Source organism: Eggerthella timonensis (assembly GCF_900184265.1).
Taxonomy (GTDB): domain Bacteria; phylum Actinomycetota; class Coriobacteriia; order Coriobacteriales; family Eggerthellaceae; genus Eggerthella; species Eggerthella timonensis.
On record NZ_FXXA01000002.1, the window covers coordinates 2,194,468 to 2,211,106 of the forward strand.

Genomic DNA, 16,639 nt, shown 5'->3' on the forward strand with positions numbered 1-16,639 from the left:
GGTTTTCCCAGCATACATGCTAGAATATTGCGACGCATGCACGCGAGGATACCCGTGCGCGCCAACGCAGATGAAACGCAGCACGCCTGGGTGGAAGGACAATCATGGACGAAACAGGAGTCTTGGGGCTGTTGGAAGAGCTCTCGATTCTGCTTGAGGACTCTAAGCCGGTTTTCGGCAAGGGCAACATGCGCCAGGTCGACATCGCCGCGGCGTTCGAGATCATGGACGAGATCCGCGACACGTTCCCCAGCGAGTTCGCCCAGGCCCGTCAGATCGTGCGCGAGCGCCAGAGCCTGCTCGACGATGCCGAGGCCGAGGCCAACCGCATGATCGAAGACGCGCGCAGCCAGGCCATGACCATCGCCAGCGAGCAGGAGATCGTCCGCATCTCCCAGCAGCAGGCCGACCAGGTGCTCTCCGACGCCCGCGAGCTGGAGCGCCAGACCCGCGCCGGCGCCGAGGACTACGCCGACGAGGTGTTCGGCCATGTCGAACAGAGCCTCGACACGCTGCTCAACAACGTGCGCCGCTGCCGCGACCGCCTGAACGCCAACTCCCTCGCGTCGGGGCGCTAAATGGAGACGCTGCGCATCCATATACCCTCCGAGCTCTTCGCACCGGCGGAGAGCTCTCATTTTGAAGGAACCGTCGCCATCCCGGTCATGAAGGCGGGCCCTGACCTGTACGATTTCGCGGGGCCGCTGGCCTGGCAGGCCGACATCACGAACACGGGCGATGCGCTGCTGGTCACCGGCACGGTGGAGGGCGAGGCGAAGACGGCTTGCGCGCGCTGCCTCGACGAGTTCTCGTTCCCGGTCACCGGCGAGCTGGAAGGCTACTTCCTGCTCGACGAGACGAAGGCAGCGCCGGAGGACATGGACGACGACGAGTTCGAGGTGCTGCCCTCCGACAACGTCATCGATCTGGAGCCCATCATCACGGCGGCGCTGCTGCTGGAGTTCCCGCTCATCCCGCTGTGCGACGAGGACTGCAAGGGCCTGTGCCCGCAGTGCGGCGCCGACCTCAACGAGGGCCCGTGCGGCTGCGCGCCGGCGTCGGACGACGATGACGGCACGCCGCCGAACCCCTTCGCGGCGCTCAAGGACTTCCCGTTCGACGAGCCCCAGAACTAGCGCCGCGCATCGCTTCCCCGTAGCGCCCGCCCTCGACGGCGGGCGCTTTTCGTTCGTGTGCTTTCCGAAGAGCGCAAGATCGATAGAGACGCGCCCGCTTGTTTCTGGTTACATGGATGGTTCGCCGAACCAGGATGAAGGAGGACGCCCATGAGCCGTGAACAGGAGCGCGCGATCGCACGGACGATCGACTGCATCGAGAGCCGCCTTGGCGAGCGGATCGACCTCGATTGGCTGGCCGAGGAAGCGGGATACTCGAAATATCACCTGCACCGCCTGTTCACCTTTACGGTGGGCTTCCCCGTGTACGACTACGTGAAGCGCAGGCGGCTCACCGAGGCGGCGCGCGCCCTCGTATCGACGGACAAACCGCTCGCGGAGGTGGCGCTCGAGGCCGGCTACGACAGCCAGCAAGCGTTCTCGCTCGCCTTTTCCGCTCTGTACAAGACCACGCCCGCGCGGTTCCGCGCCGTGGGTTCGTTCTACGCGCTGCAGCTTCCGTTTGCGCTGCGCGACGGGGTGCCGGAAGACGAGGGCGCCTGGACGATCGGGTGCGCGTCGCCCGGCGACCTGCCCGCATGGATGGACCTCATGCGCTCGTCGATCGACGGGTTCCCGTGCTTCGACGAACGCGACCACGAGGCGTGGGCCGCCTCGTGCATCGGGCGGCGGCGGGCGTTGGCCGCGTGGGACGGTGAGGCGCTGGCGGGTGCGCTCGCGTTCGATGCGGAGACGGCGCGCATCGACGTTTTGGTCGTGCACCCGCAGTACCGCCGCCTCGACGTGGCGCGTGCGCTGCTCGACGCGCTGCGCTCGGTGGAGCTGCCGGAACGCGACGTGTCGCTGACCACGTTCCGCGCAGGCGACCGGGCCGACACGGGGCATCGGCGCGATCTGCTGGCCCTCGGCTTCGAGGAGGCGGAGCTGCTCGAGGAGTTCGGCTACCCCACGCAGCGGTTCGTGCTGCGCGCGGAGAGAAGGCTCGCGGGCGGAGACGGAGCGGAGGCCGCGGGCGACGCGTCGTGCGAGGAAGGCGAAGCTGTCGAGGACGCCGTGATGCGCGAGGAGCGCGCGCACCTCGACGACGTGCTCGCGCTGCTGCGCGCCGCGCGCGACCGGGCGGCGGGGCTGCTCGAGCGCGTGGATGGCGGGTACGATGAGGCGAAACGCTACATGGCGGCCTACCGCGGCGAGATCGACCCGAGCGAGCAGTACCGAAACGAGCTGTTCCTCAAGGAGGTCGACCGTCAGGCTGCCGAGGCGGGCGCGTCGGCCGAGCGCCTGGAGAAGCTGCTCGACGCCCCCTATTTCGCGCGCGTGGACTTCCAGGCGGCGGGCGCGAGCGCGCCGACGCCGTTCTACCTGGGTCGTTTCTCGTTCAGCTCCGACGAGGCGGCGGTGGTGTCCGACTGGCGCTCGCCGATCGCGGGGCTGTTCTACGAGCACGACGGGACGGGGCCCGCCGCCTACGATGCGCCTGCGGGCCGCGTGGAGGGCCTGCTCGCGCGCAAGCGCCAGCTGGGGGTGGAGCGGGGAAGGCTCGTGTACGCGGCGGACAGCGCTTCGAGCGTGCGCGACGAAGTGCTGGCGCGCGAGCTGGGACGCACGTCCGACAAGAAGATGCGCACCATCGTCGCGTCCATCCAAGCCGAGCAGAACCGCATCGTCCGCGACGAGGAGCCGGGCACGCTCGTCATCCAAGGCGCGGCGGGCTCGGGTAAAACGTCCATCGCGCTGCATCGCGTGGCGTACCTGCTGTACCGTCGCAAGGGCGAGCTGTCCTCGCGCGCGGTGGCCATCCTGTCGCCGAACCGCGTGTTCGCCGACTACGTCTCAGGCGTGCTGCCGGAGCTCGGCGAGGAACCCATCGCGGCCCTCGACCTGCGCGCCGTCGTCGAGCGCGCCCTCGGCGGCGCGGCGAGGGTCGCGCCTGCGCGTTCGAGCGTGGACGAGGCGGACGTTGCGTGGCGCGAGCGCGCCCGCCTGAAGGGCTCGGCGGCGTTCGCCTCCGCGGTGCTCGCGTTCCTCGAACGGGCGCCCGAGGCGGCGTTCGCGGCCGAGGACATGGCGTTCGGCCGGCGCGTCGTCGAAGCCGCGTGGATCGATGCGCGGTTCCGCGCCCACGGGGACCTCGCGCTGGAGGAGCGGCTCGACCTCGTGGCCGCGAGCGCGGTGTACGAGCTTGAGTCGACGAGCGTCGGGCGGGACCGCCACGCCGTGCCGACGAAGCGCGAGGTGCGCCGCCGTCTGGCCGGCATGCTGCGCGCGAAGGACGCGCTGTCGCTCTACCGGCTGTTCCTGCGCGAGCGCGGATGGGACGATGCGCTCGAGCTCGGGCCGAAGCGCACGGTGGAGTGGGAGGACGCCGCGCCCCTCGCTTTGCTGCAGGGAGCGTTTTCCGGATTCGATGCGTACGACGGCGTCCTGCACCTCGTGGTGGACGAGATGCAGGACCTGACGCCGGTTCAGCATGCGCTCGTGGCTCGCCTGTTCCGCTGCGACAAGACCGTGCTGGGGGATTGCTGCCAGGTGGTCGACCGGGGCAACGGAACCGAGCTCGAGGACGTGGCGGCGGCCTACGAAGCCGCGCGCGTGATGCGGCTCGCGCGCAGCTACCGCTCGACGAGCGAGATCGTGGCGCTCGCGAACCGCGTGAAGCCCGCCGCCGGGCTCGAAGCCGTGGAGCGGCACGGCGAGGCGCCGCGCATCGTCGGCTGCGCGAGCACCGAGGAAGTGCTTGCACGGACGCTCGAAGCCGTCGAGGGGTTCCGGGCGAGCGGCCGCAAGACGCTCGGCATCCTGCACGCCTCCGACGAGCTGGCCGCTCGCTACGCCGAGCTGCTGGGCCGCGACGCGGACGTGCGCCTGCTGACCGAGCGCACGACGACGTTCGAGGACGGCGTGTCGGTGGCGTCGGTGAAGATGGCGAAGGGCCTCGAGTTCGACGAGGTGGTGGTGCTCGACGCCGACGAGCGCTTCTTCTCCACCGAGTTCGACCGCACCCTCCTCTACGTCGCCGTCACCCGCGCCATGCACCGCCTCACCATCCTCCATCGGGGTACCCCCTCCCGCTTCCTGGAGGGGTAGGGGCGCGAGGAACCTCGCTAAGCCGCACCCCATCGGGAGCACCTTGCCCGGTCGGGCGCGGCGCAAACGCCTCCCATCCGGCAATCCTTCGCCTCCAAGGCGGCGAAACGATGCGTGGGGCGCCCGCATCGCGCCCGAACATCGCGATCCTCCTTGCGTTCCTTCCGTCCCGTGGTATTATGTTGAATAGTAATTCAATGAAAGGAAGTTCAACGAATGGCGACGAGGCAGGAGCAGCGGGAACGGCGCCGCGAGGAGATCCTCCGAGCGGCGATGCACCTGTTCGTGCGCAAGGGCTATGCGGGCACGAAGGTGGGCGACATCGCCGAGGCGGTGGGCATGAGCACGGGGCTCATGTTCCATTACTTCGAGTCGAAGGAAGCGCTCTACGAGGAACTCATAGGCCTGGGCGTGAGCGGGCCGATGGCGATGATGGGCAACGGGGCCGAGGTCGACGCGATCGCGTTCTTCGAAGGGGCCGCCGCGAGCATCCTGGCCTTTTTGCGCGAAGACCCCTTCATGGCCGACATGTTCGTACTCATGGGCAACGCGCTTATGGACGACGCCATCCCCGAGCGCGCGAAGGAGCTGCTCGCGGGCTTCGACATGAACACGCCCACGGCCGAGATGGTGCGTCGCGGCCAGCGCGAGGGCACCGTCCGCGCGGGCGACCCGACGGCGCTCTCCATCGCGTTCTGGGCGGCCATCCAGGGCATCGCCGAGGAGCTGGCCGTGTATCCCGATATGCCGTGCCCGGAACCGGAATGGATCGTCGACATCGTGAGGAAGAGGTAGGGGAATGGATCAGCTGAAGAGCGAGCACGCAAGCGCGAGCGCGGCCAAGCGAACGGATGTTTCACGTGAAACATCGGAGGAGCGATCGTCGCGCGCGACGGGCGCGGCGGGGGCGGGAGCTTCGTCGAAGCGCGTCGCCGTCGTGGGCGCCGGCATCGCAGGGCTCGCGGCCGGGGTGTACGCGCGCCAAAGCGGCTTCGACGTCACCGTCTTCGAGTCGCACGCCATCCCCGGCGGCGCATCGACCAGTTGGAGCCGCAAGGGGTACCTGTTCGAGGGCGGCATGCATTGGCTCACGGGATCGTCGCCGAAGACGGCGCTCAACGCGGTGTGGAACGAGATCGGCGCGCTCGATGCGGACGTGCCGATATACGTGCGCGACCCCTTCCTCGCCTACGAGTTCGAGGGGAGGACCGTCTACCTGTACCGCGACGTCGACCGCCTCGAGGAGCACCTGCTCGACGTCGCGCCCGAAGACGCGCGCCAGATACGGCGCCTCGTCAAGGACGTGCGCGCGTTCATGAAGGTGAGCATGCCCGTCTTCGACCTCAAGGGCGTGAAGGCGGCCGTGCCGCGCAAGGCGGGCATGGGGGAAATGCTTGCCATGCTGCCGGCGATGACGCGCATGCCCGTCTACGCGAACCAGACCGCCCGTGCGTTCGCGGATCGCTTCTCCAACCCGCTGCTGCGCACCCTGTTCGCGAGCATGGTCGGCGAGGACATGAGCGCGATGGGACTCGCGTTCACGCTCGCGACGCTCGCTGCGGGCGACGGCGGGTACCCGCTCGGCGGCTCGCTCGCCATGGCCCGGCGCGTCGCTGAGACGTTGGAGCGGCTGGGAGGTCGGATCGAGTACCGGAGCCTCGTCGAGCAGGTTGCCGTGCGGGACGGGCGAGCGGTGGGCGTGGTCGTGGACGGCGAAGAGCGGGCGTTCGATGCCGTCATCGTGACGCAGGATCTGCGCATGGCCGTCGACGAGCTCTTCGACCCGCCGATCGTCGAGCCTTGGGCGGAGCATTTGCGGGAGCACGTGCATCCGATCCTCGACACGTTCGTGAGCCTCGGCATCCGAAGCGACCTCTCGGACGTGCCGGAATGCGTCGGGTTCCCTCTCGACGAGCCCGTTTTCTGCGGAGGGCAGCTACACGACGCGCTTTCCTTCAACAACTACGCCGCCTACGAGGGCTACGCGCCCGAGGGCTGCACGGCCATGACGCTGTTCATGAACGGCGACACGTACGACTGGTGGGCCGCGCGCAAGGCCGACGGCACCTACGCGCAGGAGAAGCGCAAGCTCGCCGAGGCGGTGATCGCCGCGGTGTCGAAGAAGTGCCCGCAGGTGGAGGGCAACGTCGAGGTGTGGGACGTGGCCACGCCGCTCACCTACGAGCGCTATCTGCGCTCGTACAAGGGATCGTGGATGTCCAACATGCTTCCGGGCGAAAAGCAGACGAGCTACCCCGCGAAGCCCGAAGGATTCGTGGGCGTCTACTTCGCGGGGCAGCGACTCGTCGCCCCCGGCGGCCTGCCCACGGCGGTGGAGACCGCGCGTACTGCCGTCCAGCACCTGTGCAAGGACGAGGACGTCGTATTCCAGGGCGCGATGGGGTTGACGAGGTAGCGCCCGGCTGCACGGTTTCCTGCGCCCGCCTTCGCTCCTTGGCAGCGGCGAGCCGCTCTTGAGCGCTCGGCCCGCTCGCGCGCGGCTCGCCCGAATCGAGCGCGTCGTCAACGCGCCGGACAACAGGGCGCGACGGTACGGCAACCGCCTTTCGCCGCTACCTCCCGCAGGCGCATCCGCTCCGTACCATGGGGCGGATGCGTTGGTATTCGGAGCAGGTTGGGAGGCGAGGCGCGCGTGGACGCACAAGACGGCGGGCAAGCGGAATCTTTGCAGGACGGTCGCTTCGACCTCGGGCAGCTCGTGCGCCATACGGCGTGCGCGCTCGTCGTGGGCGCGGCCGGCGCTGCGGCTTCCATCGTGCTCACCCTGACCGTCGACCTCGCGGGGACGCTCTCGCGGCGCTTCCCCTGGCTGCTGTTCGCCCTGCCCGCGCTCGGCCTCGCATCAGTCGGGTTGTACAAGCTGCTGCGCCTGCCCGTGAACCTGGCCACCGACGGCGTCATCGAGCGGTTCCGCGCCAACGAGCGCATCCCGGGCGGCGTGGCCCCCGGCATTCTCGGCGGCACGTTCCTCACTGTGCTCGGCGGCGGATCGGTGGGGATGGAGGCGGGCGCGCTGCAGATGGGCGCTTCCGTCGGCTCGATGATCGGCCGCCCCTTCAAGCTTGCTCCCGTGTGGCGCCGCGGCCGCGCCATCCCGAACGGCTATCCCGCCGCGCTCGGCATGGCGGCGGCGTTCAGCGCGTTGTTCTTCGCCCCGTTGGGCTCGTGCATGCTCGTGCTCGAGCTCGCGCGCTTCGACCGCGCGGTGGCGCGCCACGTGCCCACGATGCTCGTCGCCGCGTTCGTCGCCTTCGCCATCGCGCGCCCGATCGGCATCGGCGACCTCATCCCGACAGTCGCGCTGCCCGCGCTGTCGTGGGCTTCCGTCGCCCAATGCCTGCTCGTGGGCTTGTGCTGCGCCGTGGGCGGCGCGCTGTTCGCGAGCGGCCTGCGCGCGCTGCGCCATGCGACGCGCCATCGGGTCGGGCGCCCGCTCGTCGCCGCCGCGGCGGGCGGCCTTCTGTTCGCAGGGCTCGTGCTGGCTTTCGGCTGGCAGGCCTTCGAGGGCACCGGCGTGGGGCTTTTGCGCGGCGCGCTCGCCGGTCATGCGGCTCCAGGCGACTTCGCCGTCAAAGGGGCGCTCACCGTGCTCGTGCTCGGCTTCGGCTACAAGGGCGGCGAGATCATGCCCATGTTCACCGTCGGCGCGCTGCTGGGCTGCGCGTTGGGCCTCGCGACGGGGCAGCCCGCTGGGTTCTCGGCCGCGCTCGGCATGGCGGCGTTCTTCGCGGCTGCCAGCCGCTGCCCGCTGGCGGCGGTGCTCATGGGCGCAGAGATATTCGGCTGGCTCGCCTTGCCGTATCTGCTGATCGCCGTCGCGGCGGCCTATGCCGGCAGCTACGACGTGGGCGTGTTCGGGCGCGGGGCGGCAAGCGAGCTCGCGCGCGTGCGCCGAGAGGCGCGACGCGGCGAATCGATTATCGAGGAGGCCCGATGAGGCAACGCGAAGAAACCCTGCGCCCACGGCGCCGTTCCCATGCGAAGCCCACGAAGCGCCGCGCGCCGCGCCGATTCGAGGTGCTCGGCGCTCGGAGTAGCGCTACAATGGGGGGTATGGATACCATCAAGAACCTTGTCCGGAAGGCGGCCCCGCGCGCGGGCGGCCCGTCCGTCGGCGCAACGCCCGCGCCCGAAACCGCGCCCGCTCCCGCGACGAATGCGCCCGAAGTGACCGCGCGCCAGGTGTTCGCGAAGTTCGCGAGCTACTACAAGCCCTACACGTTCCTGTTCGCGTTCGACCTCGTGTGCGCGACGGTGCTCGCCTGCGTCGACTTGGCTTTCCCCCAGTTCCTGAGCTTCTTCACGAAGGACTTCTTCCAGAGCTCGCCCGAGGCCATCATCGGCTCGCTCGGCTGGATCGCGCTTCTGTTCGTCGTGCTGTACGGCGTGCGCACGGCCTGCCAGTACTTCATCACCAGCTGGGGCCACATCATGGGCGCGCGCATGGAGGCCGACATGCGCATGGACCTGTTCAAGCAGTACCAGCGCCTCAGCTTCTCCTACTACGACCGCAACAACACCGGCGAGATGATGAGCAAGCTGGTCACCGACCTGTTCGACATCTCGGAGCTCGCGCACCACGGGCCCGAGAACCTGTTCATCTGCATCCTCAAGATCGTGGGCTCGTTCGCGCTGCTGTTCTTCATCAACGTGCCGCTGACCGCCATCATGCTGGTCGCGACGCTGCTTTTGGCGGCGTACTCGTTCTGGCGCAACTACCAGAAGCGCGTCATCTTCACCGAGAACCGCAAGAAGATGGCCGACATCAACGCGCGCCTGCAAGACTCGCTCGGCGGCATCCGCGTGGTGAAGTCGTTCGGCAACGAGCCGGTGGAGATCAAGAAGTTCGACCGTACGAACGAGCGCTTCGTGGCGACGAAGGAGAGCTCGTATCGGTTCATGGGATCGTTCCATGCGGTGAACTCGCTGTTCATCGGCGTGCTGTACACGGTGACCATCGTGGGCGGCGGCTACTTCGTGGCCACGGGCGGCCTGCAGGTCGCCGACCTGGCCATCTACGCCCTGTACATCGGCATCTTCATCTCGCCCATCGAGCAGCTCATCAACTTCGTGGAGACGTTCCAGAAAGGCTACGCCGGCTTCCGGCGCTTCATGGAGGTGCTCTGCGTGCGCCCCGACATCGCCGACGCGCCCGACGCCGTGGACCTCAACGCGGCCGAGCGCGCCCGTTGCGGCGGCCCGGACGGCCACGTGGCCGGCGAGGTGCGCTACCGCGACGTGCATTTCAGCTACGACGGCATCCACGAGGTGCTGCGCGGCCTCAACCTGGCCATCCCGGCAGGGTCCACGGTGGCGCTCGTGGGTCCCTCGGGCGGCGGCAAGACCACCACGTGCTCGCTCTTGCCCCGCTTCTACGACCCGACGAGCGGCACGGTGGAGATCGACGGCATCGACGTCCGCACCGTCACGGTGGAGTCGCTGCGCGACGCCATCGGCATCGTGCAGCAGGACGTGTACCTGTTCGGCGGCACCATCCGCGACAACATCGCGTACGGGCGCCCCGACGCCACGACGGCCGAGATCGTGGAGGCGGCCCGCCGCGCGAACATCGACGAATTCGTGCGCGGCCTGCCCGACGGCTACGACACCTACGTGGGCGAGCGCGGCGCGCGTCTGTCCGGAGGGCAGAAGCAGCGCATCGCCATCGCGCGCGTGTTCCTGAAGGACCCGCGCATCCTCATCCTCGACGAGGCCACGAGCGCGCTCGACAACGAAAGCGAACGGGCCATCCAGAAGTCGCTCGAGGAGCTGTCGGCCGGGCGCACGACGCTCGTCATCGCGCACCGCCTGTCCACCATCCGCAACGCCGACCTCATCGCGGTGGTGGAGGACGGCAAGGTGGCCGAGCGCGGCACGCACGAGCAGCTGCTCGCCCTCGGCGGCACCTACGCCCACTACTACGAGATGCAGTTCGGCCCGGCGGAGTAGGGATATCCTTCGGTTGCGGCCGTTTTCGACGGATATACGTCGTTCGGAAGAGGCCCCGCCAGAGCATGCGCGCTGCCCGCAAAGGACGCTTTTTCGAAAGGCCAGGTCAGAAGCTCGTCGCGTTTTTCCACGCCGGAAGATGCTTTGAACGACGACGTATACCCGTCGAAAACGGCCGCGAAACGCGAATCTCCATGTTAGTCCGTCGTTGGCAGGCGTTGGCGTTCGTTCGCGAGTCGAACGCAGTTGCCTGCGAGCAGGGCCTCTCGCCAGGAGGCTGCGCAAGGCGCGCAAAACGAGGAAATCGGCTGCTTCGGGCCGATTTCCGCGACGGCCTCTTCAGCGCGGGTGCGGAGCATCTGCCACGTACCGCTCGTGAGCGTTTATGAAACCTGGGTGCGGATTGGATTTTGCGGGTGATCGGGGCTTGCGGCGCGGCTCCGTGTTTGATACTATACCGTTTCGCGTGTTTACTTAAGCGAGAACGAGCGATCGTGATCGCTCGGCTTAAAGAAGGAGATAGAGAATCATGGCAGTACCTAAGCGCAAAATGGGCCGTGCCCGCACCCACGCCCGTCGCAGCAGCAACGACAAGATCGCGGCGCCCTCGCGTTCCGTGTGCCCGCAGTGCGGCGAGGTCAAGCTTCCGCATCGCGTGTGCCCGAACTGCGGCTTCTACAAGAACCGCGAAGTCATCGAGACGGACTAGCGCAGCGCCCATGCGCGTGCGTTCTGCTGACGCGCATTGACAAGCCTCCCCGCACACCGCGCTTCGCGCGTGATGCGCCGGGAGGCTTTTTGCATGTTCGTAACCCGCGCTGCGCGCATGCGCCTGCTCGCATCGGCGGCCAGACGCATGCGTCCACGCGATCCGAAGAGGAATGCGAGGACATCATGCCCGATAAGGTCACCATCAGCGTCGACGCCATGGGAGGCGACAACGCTCCCGGCGTGGTGCTCGACGGCGTCGCCCAGGCGCTCGCCGCCGACGCTGCCCTCGAGGTCGTCCTGTGCGGCCCGGCCGACGTGGTCGAGCCGTTCGCGGCCGAGCACGACCGCTGCACGCCGCAGGCGGCCTCCGAGGTCATCGCCATGGCTGAGCACCCCGCCAACGCCGTGCGCAAGAAGAAGGACTCGTCCATCGTGGTGGGCTGCCGCCTCGTGAAGGAGGGGGCAGCGCAAGGCTTCTTCTCGGCCGGCTCCACCGGCGCCTGCCTGGCGGCGGGCACGCTGGTCATGGGCCGCATCAAGGGCGTCGCCCGGCCCGCGCTGGCCACGGTCATCCCGTCGCCCGTGCGCCCCGTCGTCATGTGCGACATCGGCGCGAACGCCGATTGCAAGCCCGAGTACCTCGTGCAGTTCGGCCAGATGGCTTCCATCTACGCGGAGAAGGTCGTCGGCATCGAGCACCCGCGCGCCGCGCTGCTCAACATCGGCGAGGAGGACGAGAAGGGCTCGCAGTTCGCCCAGGAGGCGCACGGACTGCTGAGGGAGCAGCTGCCGAACTTCGCGGGCAACGCGGAGGGCTCGGACATCCTGCCTGCGAACTTCGACGTCATCATCACCGACGGCTTTACCGGCAACGTGTGCCTCAAGACCATCGAGGGCACGTCGAAGACCTTGTTCAAGACGCTCAAGGGCATCATGATGTCCACGCCGCTGACGAAGCTGGGAGCGCTCGCCATCAAGGGCGGCTTGAAGCAGCTCATGGCGCAGGTGAGCCCCGACACGTACGGCGGCGCCCCGCTTCTGGGCGTGAAGGGCGCGCTCTTGGTGGGCCACGGCTCGTCCAACGCGCTGGCGGTGAAGAACGGCGTGCTGACCACCGCGAGCATCGTGCGCACGGGCGTTTCTGATATAATCGCGCAAACGGTGTCCGCGCCGCGCGCCGCCCAAACGACGGAGGGCGAGTGACGCCATGCCCGGTCAATCATGGAATCCCGCCCACGCCCCCCATCCGCAGCCTGAACGAAAGCCCGAGCACGCCATGACCTTCACCGACGAACAGCAGAGAAAACTTGCGCGCGCCCAGGAGATCCTGGCCTACCGCTTCGCGGACGAGCAGCTGCTGCTGTCCGCCATCACGCATCCCTCGGCCACCGAGGGCAAGTCGGTCAAGTACTCCTACGAGCGCCTCGAGTTCCTCGGCGACAGCATCCTCGGCGCCATCGTGGCCACCATCGCGTTCGACCGCTTCCACGATCTGGACGAAGGCGGCCTCACGCGCATCAAGGTGGCGCTCGTGTCGGGAGCGAGCCTGTCCGACGTCGCCGAGCGGCTGGGCTTCACCGACATCATCGTGTTCGGCTCGTCCGAGACGGGCACGGGCCGGCGCGGGCTGCACTCCGCGCTGGAGAACGTGTACGAGGCCGTGGTGGCTGCGCTGTTCCTCGACGGCGGCATGGACGCCGCCGTGTCGTTCGTGCGCGCCACGCTCATCCCGCGCATGTCGGTGGACATGGCCAGGGAGCCCGAGAACCCCAAGAGCGCCCTGCAGGAGAAGCTGCAGGAAGACGGCATCACGCCCACCTACAAGCTGGTGGAGACGCAGGGGCCGCCGCACGACCGCACGTTCGTCGCGCAGGTGTTCGCCGGCAGCCAGGGCCTCGCGCGCGGCACCGGCCGCACGAAGAAGGAGGCCGAGAGCCAGGCCGCCAAGAGCACGCTCGCGCGGCTCGGTGAGTTCTTCGGCCTGGGCGTGGACGGCGAGGCGCGCGCCGAGAAGGCCGAGGCCGCGAAGCTGGCGAAGGCCGAGAAGGCCGCTGCGCGCGCCGAGGAGAAGGCCCGCAAGAAGTCCGAACGCGAGCGCGCCAAGCAGCGCAAGCAGGGGTAGCCGCGCATGTACCTGAAATCACTGGTCCTCAAGGGCTTCAAGTCGTTCGCCGACCGCAGCGTGCTGGCGCTCGAGCCGGGCATCACCGCCGTGGTGGGCCCGAACGGCTCGGGCAAGTCGAACATCTCCGACGCCGTGCTGTGGGTGCTCGGCGAGCGCAACGCGAAGCACCTGCGCGGCCAGGCGATGGAAGACGTCATCTTCGCAGGATCGTCCGCGCGCAAGAGCGTGGGCATCGCGGAAGTGGACCTCGTGCTGGACAACTCCGACGCCACGCTGCCGGTGGACTTCGACGAGGTGGCCATCACGCGCCGCATGTACCGCTCGGGCGAGAGCGAGTACCTGATCAACGGCGTGGTGGCGCGCCGCATGGACGTGCTCGACATCCTGCACGACTCGGGGCTGGGCACGGGCACGCACTCCATCATCTCGCAGGGCAGCCTCGACTCCATCCTGCAGTCGAAGCCAGAGGACCGTCGCGCCCTCATTGAGGAGGCCGCCGGCGTGCTGAAGCACAAGCAGCGCAAGGCGAAGAGCGAGCGCAAGCTGGCCGCCATGGACGCGCACCTGGCCCGCGTGAAGGACGTGGCCGCCGAGGTGGAGCGCCAGCTGGGGCCGCTCGAGCGCAAGGCGAAGCGCGCCCGCACCTACCAGGGGCTGGCCGACGAGCTGGCCGACCTGAGCCTGGCGATCGCCGTGGACGACCTGCGCACGCTGCGCCGCGGCTGGAACGACGCCGTCCAGCGCGAGCAGGCGCTGGAAGCCGAGCTCGAGGAGAAGCGCGCCGCCATCGGTCAGGCCGAAGCGGCGGCCGAGGAGCTGCAGGAGAAGATCCGCCGCGAGAGCGTGGACGCGGGCGAGCTGGCGCGCCGGCACCGCCGGGCCTCGTCGGCCGTGGAGCGCTTCGACGGCGCCACGCTGCTCTTGCACGAGAAGCGCCGCGCGGCCCAGAGCTACGAGGCCGAGCTGCGCGTGACGCTGGAGGCCAACAAGGCGAAGCGGGCGCAGGCCGAGGTCGACCGCGCGCAGGCGGCCTCGCAGCTGGCCGAGGTTCAGCGCGACCGCGAGCAGGCGGACGCGACCGTGGCGCGGCTGGCGGGCGAGCAGTCGGAGAACGCCCAGCGCCGCCGCGCCTTCGAGCGCGAGGTGGAGGAGCTGGAGCGCGCGAAGCGCGACGGGGAGCGCGCGCAGGAGCAGGCCCGCCGCGAGCTGGCCAGCACCCAGGAGGCGCTGACGAGCGGGCTGGCGCACGTGAAGCTCATCGAAGGCCACGGCAAGGAGCTGGAGCTGCAGCTGGAGCGCGCCCAAACCGAGGCCGTGGCGCTCGCGGAGGCCGCGACGCAAGCCGAGCAGGCGCTCGCGTCGCTCGTGGAGGCCGAGGGCGCGGCGCGCGCGCGCGTTGGCGAGGCGCTGGGGGCGCGCGAGGCGGCCCGCGGGGAGCTCGACGAGGCGCGCGACGCGGCGTCGCTTTTGGCGTCCGAGATCAAGGGGCTCGAAGAGGTGGAGCGCGCGAGCGCCGCGGCGGGCCCGGCGCGGGCGTGGGTGCTCGACAACGCCGCCGACCTCGACGTGCGCCTCGCGCCCATCGCGCACGCCGTGCGCGCCTCGGAGGGCTTCGAGGCGCTCGTGGAGCACCTGCTGGGAGGCGACGTGTCGGCGCTGCTCGTGGACGACGCGTCCCGCGCGAACGCCGTGGCCGCCGCGCTGGCGGCGCGCGACGAGCAGGGCGAGGTGGTGCTCGTGCCGCGTGCGGGCGAGGCCCGCCGCGCGTGCCCCGCCCGCGATGCGGCCGCCGCCGGCCTGGGCCGCGCGCTCGTGGACGAGCTGGCGTACGCGGAGGCCGACGCCGCCGCGGTGGAGGCGCTGCTGGGCGACGTCGTCGTGTGCGACGACGTCGACGCGGCGTTCGCCGCGCATGCGCGCGGGGCCCACGACGTGCGTTTCGTGACGCGCGGCGGCTGCATCGTGTGGCCGAACGGCAAGGTGACCGTGGGCGCCGCGGCGGCCGACAGCGAGGAAGGCGTGCTCGCGCGCGCCCGCCGCCTGGAGGAGCTGCGCGCGCAGCTGCGCGCCGCGGAGAGCGAGCGTGCGGGCGCGGAGGAGCGTGCGGTGGCAGCGGAGGAGGCCTTGCGCGCCGCGCAGGGGGAGAGCCTGCGCCTGTCGCAGGAGCTGGCCGAGCTGCGGGGCAAGACGGACTCCGCCCGCACCGAGGCGCGGCGCGCCGAGGAGAAGTTGGCGGCCGTCCGCCGCGAGTTCGAGGACATCGAGCGCCAGCGCGGCGAAGCCGAGCGCACCGTTGCCGAGGCGCGCCCCTCGGTGGAGGCGCTCGAACAGAAGCTCGCGACGCTCAAGCAGGAGCTCGAGGCGGGCGCGGCGCGTCTCGAGGAGGCGCAGGACGCGGTGGTGCCGCTGCGCAAGGACGCGGCGCGCCTGCGCGACGCGTTGTCGGAGGCCAAACTCAAGGCCGCCACGCTCGCCGAGCGGCAGACGTACGAGAGCCGCGTGGTGGACGCGCGCACGCGCGATCTTGCCGCCGTGGCGGCGAGCGACGCCGACGCGCGCGAGGCCCTCGTGAAGAAGCGGGTCGCCCAGGAACGCATCGAGCCTTTGCTCGCGCTGTTCGAGGAGCTCGTGGCCAGCGCGCGGCGTTGGACGCGCGACCTCGAGGAGGCGGCCACGGCCGCGCAGGACTCCTCCGCGGGGCTGCACAACGCCGTCAACGAGGCCCGCGCCGTCGCGCGTGCGGCCCATGACGCGTTCGACGACGCCAACGCGCGCCTGTCCGCGGCCCGCGTGGACAAGGGCCGCCTCGAGGTGCAGGTGGACGCGGCGGTGAACGCCATCGTGCACGACTGCAACGTACCGCTCGAGCGCGCGCTCGAGATCCCCGAGCTCGAGGATCGCGGGGCGACGGAGGATGCGGCCTTCAAATTGCGCCGTCGTATTGCCAACATGGGCACCATCAACCCCGACGCCGCCGAGGAGTACGAGCAGCTGAAGACCCGCTACGACTACCTGGCCGCGCAGCTGGCCGACCTCGACGGCGCGCGCCGTTCGCTCACGAAGATCGTCCGCGTAATCGACGCGCGCATGAAGGACGATTTCATCCGCACGTACGAGGCGGTGAACAAGAACTTCAGCGAGATATTCGCCGTTCTGTTCCCGGGCGGCTCGGCCGAGCTCACGCTCGTGGATCCCGACGACCTGGAGACGACGGGCGTGGAGGTGACGGCGCAGCCGCGCGGCAAGCGCATCACGAAGATGATGCTCATGTCCGGCGGCGAGAAGTCGCTCACGGCGCTCGCGCTCCTGTTCGCGGTGTACCGCATCCGCACGACGCCGTTCTACATCCTCGACGAGGTGGAGGCCGCGCTCGACGACTCGAACCTGCGCCGCCTCACGTCGTACCTGGAATCGCTGCGCGACTCCACGCAGCTCATCATGATCACGCACCAGCGCCGCACGATGGAGATGGCCGACGTGCTGTTCGGCGTGTCCATGCAGGCCGACGGCGTGACGAAGGTGGTCAGCCAAAAGCTGGAGAACGCGCTGCGCCACGCGGAGTAGCGCGTTCGAAATGTCCCAAAGGTGTCCCAAAGGGGACAGGCACCTT

At 69.5% G+C, this 16,639-nt stretch carries 11 protein-coding genes; all 11 read left to right on the forward strand.

Going from position 1 to position 16,639, the window contains the following annotated elements; translation table 11 throughout:
• The first annotated feature begins 104 nt into the window (after nt 1–104).
• The 11 genes from C1A15_RS09105 to smc all read left to right on the forward strand — a co-directional run bounded on the left by C1A15_RS09105 (nt 105) and on the right by smc (nt 16,593).
• Nucleotides 105–578 (forward strand): ATP synthase subunit B family protein, encoded by a 474-nt coding sequence (locus C1A15_RS09105; protein ID WP_009304513.1) that lies wholly within the window; start codon nt 105–107, stop codon nt 576–578.
• Nucleotides 579–1,136: a YceD family protein gene (locus C1A15_RS09110; protein WP_101722270.1), complete on the forward strand. Its 558-nt coding sequence runs from the start codon at nt 579–581 to the stop codon at nt 1,134–1,136.
• 150 nt (nt 1,137–1,286) lie between these two features.
• Nucleotides 1,287–4,223: a GNAT family N-acetyltransferase gene (locus tag C1A15_RS09115; RefSeq protein ID WP_101722271.1), complete on the forward strand. Its 2,937-nt coding sequence runs from the start codon at nt 1,287–1,289 to the stop codon at nt 4,221–4,223.
• A gap of 216 nt (nt 4,224–4,439) precedes the next feature.
• On the forward strand, nt 4,440–5,018 hold the full coding sequence (locus C1A15_RS09120) for a TetR/AcrR family transcriptional regulator (RefSeq protein WP_101722272.1): 579 nt from the start codon (nt 4,440–4,442) through the stop codon (nt 5,016–5,018).
• A 4-nt stretch (nt 5,019–5,022) separates the two neighbouring features.
• Nucleotides 5,023–6,639 (forward strand): phytoene desaturase family protein, encoded by a 1,617-nt coding sequence (locus C1A15_RS09125; RefSeq protein ID WP_101722273.1) that lies wholly within the window; start codon nt 5,023–5,025, stop codon nt 6,637–6,639.
• A gap of 237 nt (nt 6,640–6,876) precedes the next feature.
• A complete protein-coding gene (locus C1A15_RS09130) occupies nt 6,877–8,181 on the forward strand; it encodes a chloride channel protein (RefSeq protein ID WP_245864986.1) in 1,305 nt (434 codons plus the stop codon).
• Between the two features lie 116 nt (nt 8,182–8,297).
• A complete protein-coding gene (locus C1A15_RS09135; RefSeq protein WP_245864987.1) occupies nt 8,298–10,193 on the forward strand; it encodes an ABC transporter ATP-binding protein in 1,896 nt (631 codons plus the stop codon).
• Between the two features lie 529 nt (nt 10,194–10,722).
• A complete protein-coding gene (gene rpmF, locus C1A15_RS09140; RefSeq protein ID WP_101722275.1) occupies nt 10,723–10,902 on the forward strand; it encodes a 50S ribosomal protein L32 in 180 nt (59 codons plus the stop codon).
• Between the two features lie 185 nt (nt 10,903–11,087).
• On the forward strand, nt 11,088–12,107 hold the full coding sequence (gene plsX / locus C1A15_RS09145) for a phosphate acyltransferase PlsX (protein ID WP_425430948.1): 1,020 nt from the start codon (nt 11,088–11,090) through the stop codon (nt 12,105–12,107).
• Between the two features lie 73 nt (nt 12,108–12,180).
• Entirely contained in the window at nt 12,181–13,026 is an 846-nt protein-coding gene (rnc, locus tag C1A15_RS09150; protein WP_101722276.1) for a ribonuclease III, read from the forward strand.
• A gap of 6 nt (nt 13,027–13,032) precedes the next feature.
• Nucleotides 13,033–16,593, forward strand: a complete 3,561-nt coding sequence (gene smc / locus C1A15_RS09155; protein WP_101722277.1) for a chromosome segregation protein SMC — start codon at nt 13,033–13,035, stop codon at nt 16,591–16,593.
• The last annotated feature ends 46 nt before the right edge of the window (nt 16,594–16,639 follow it).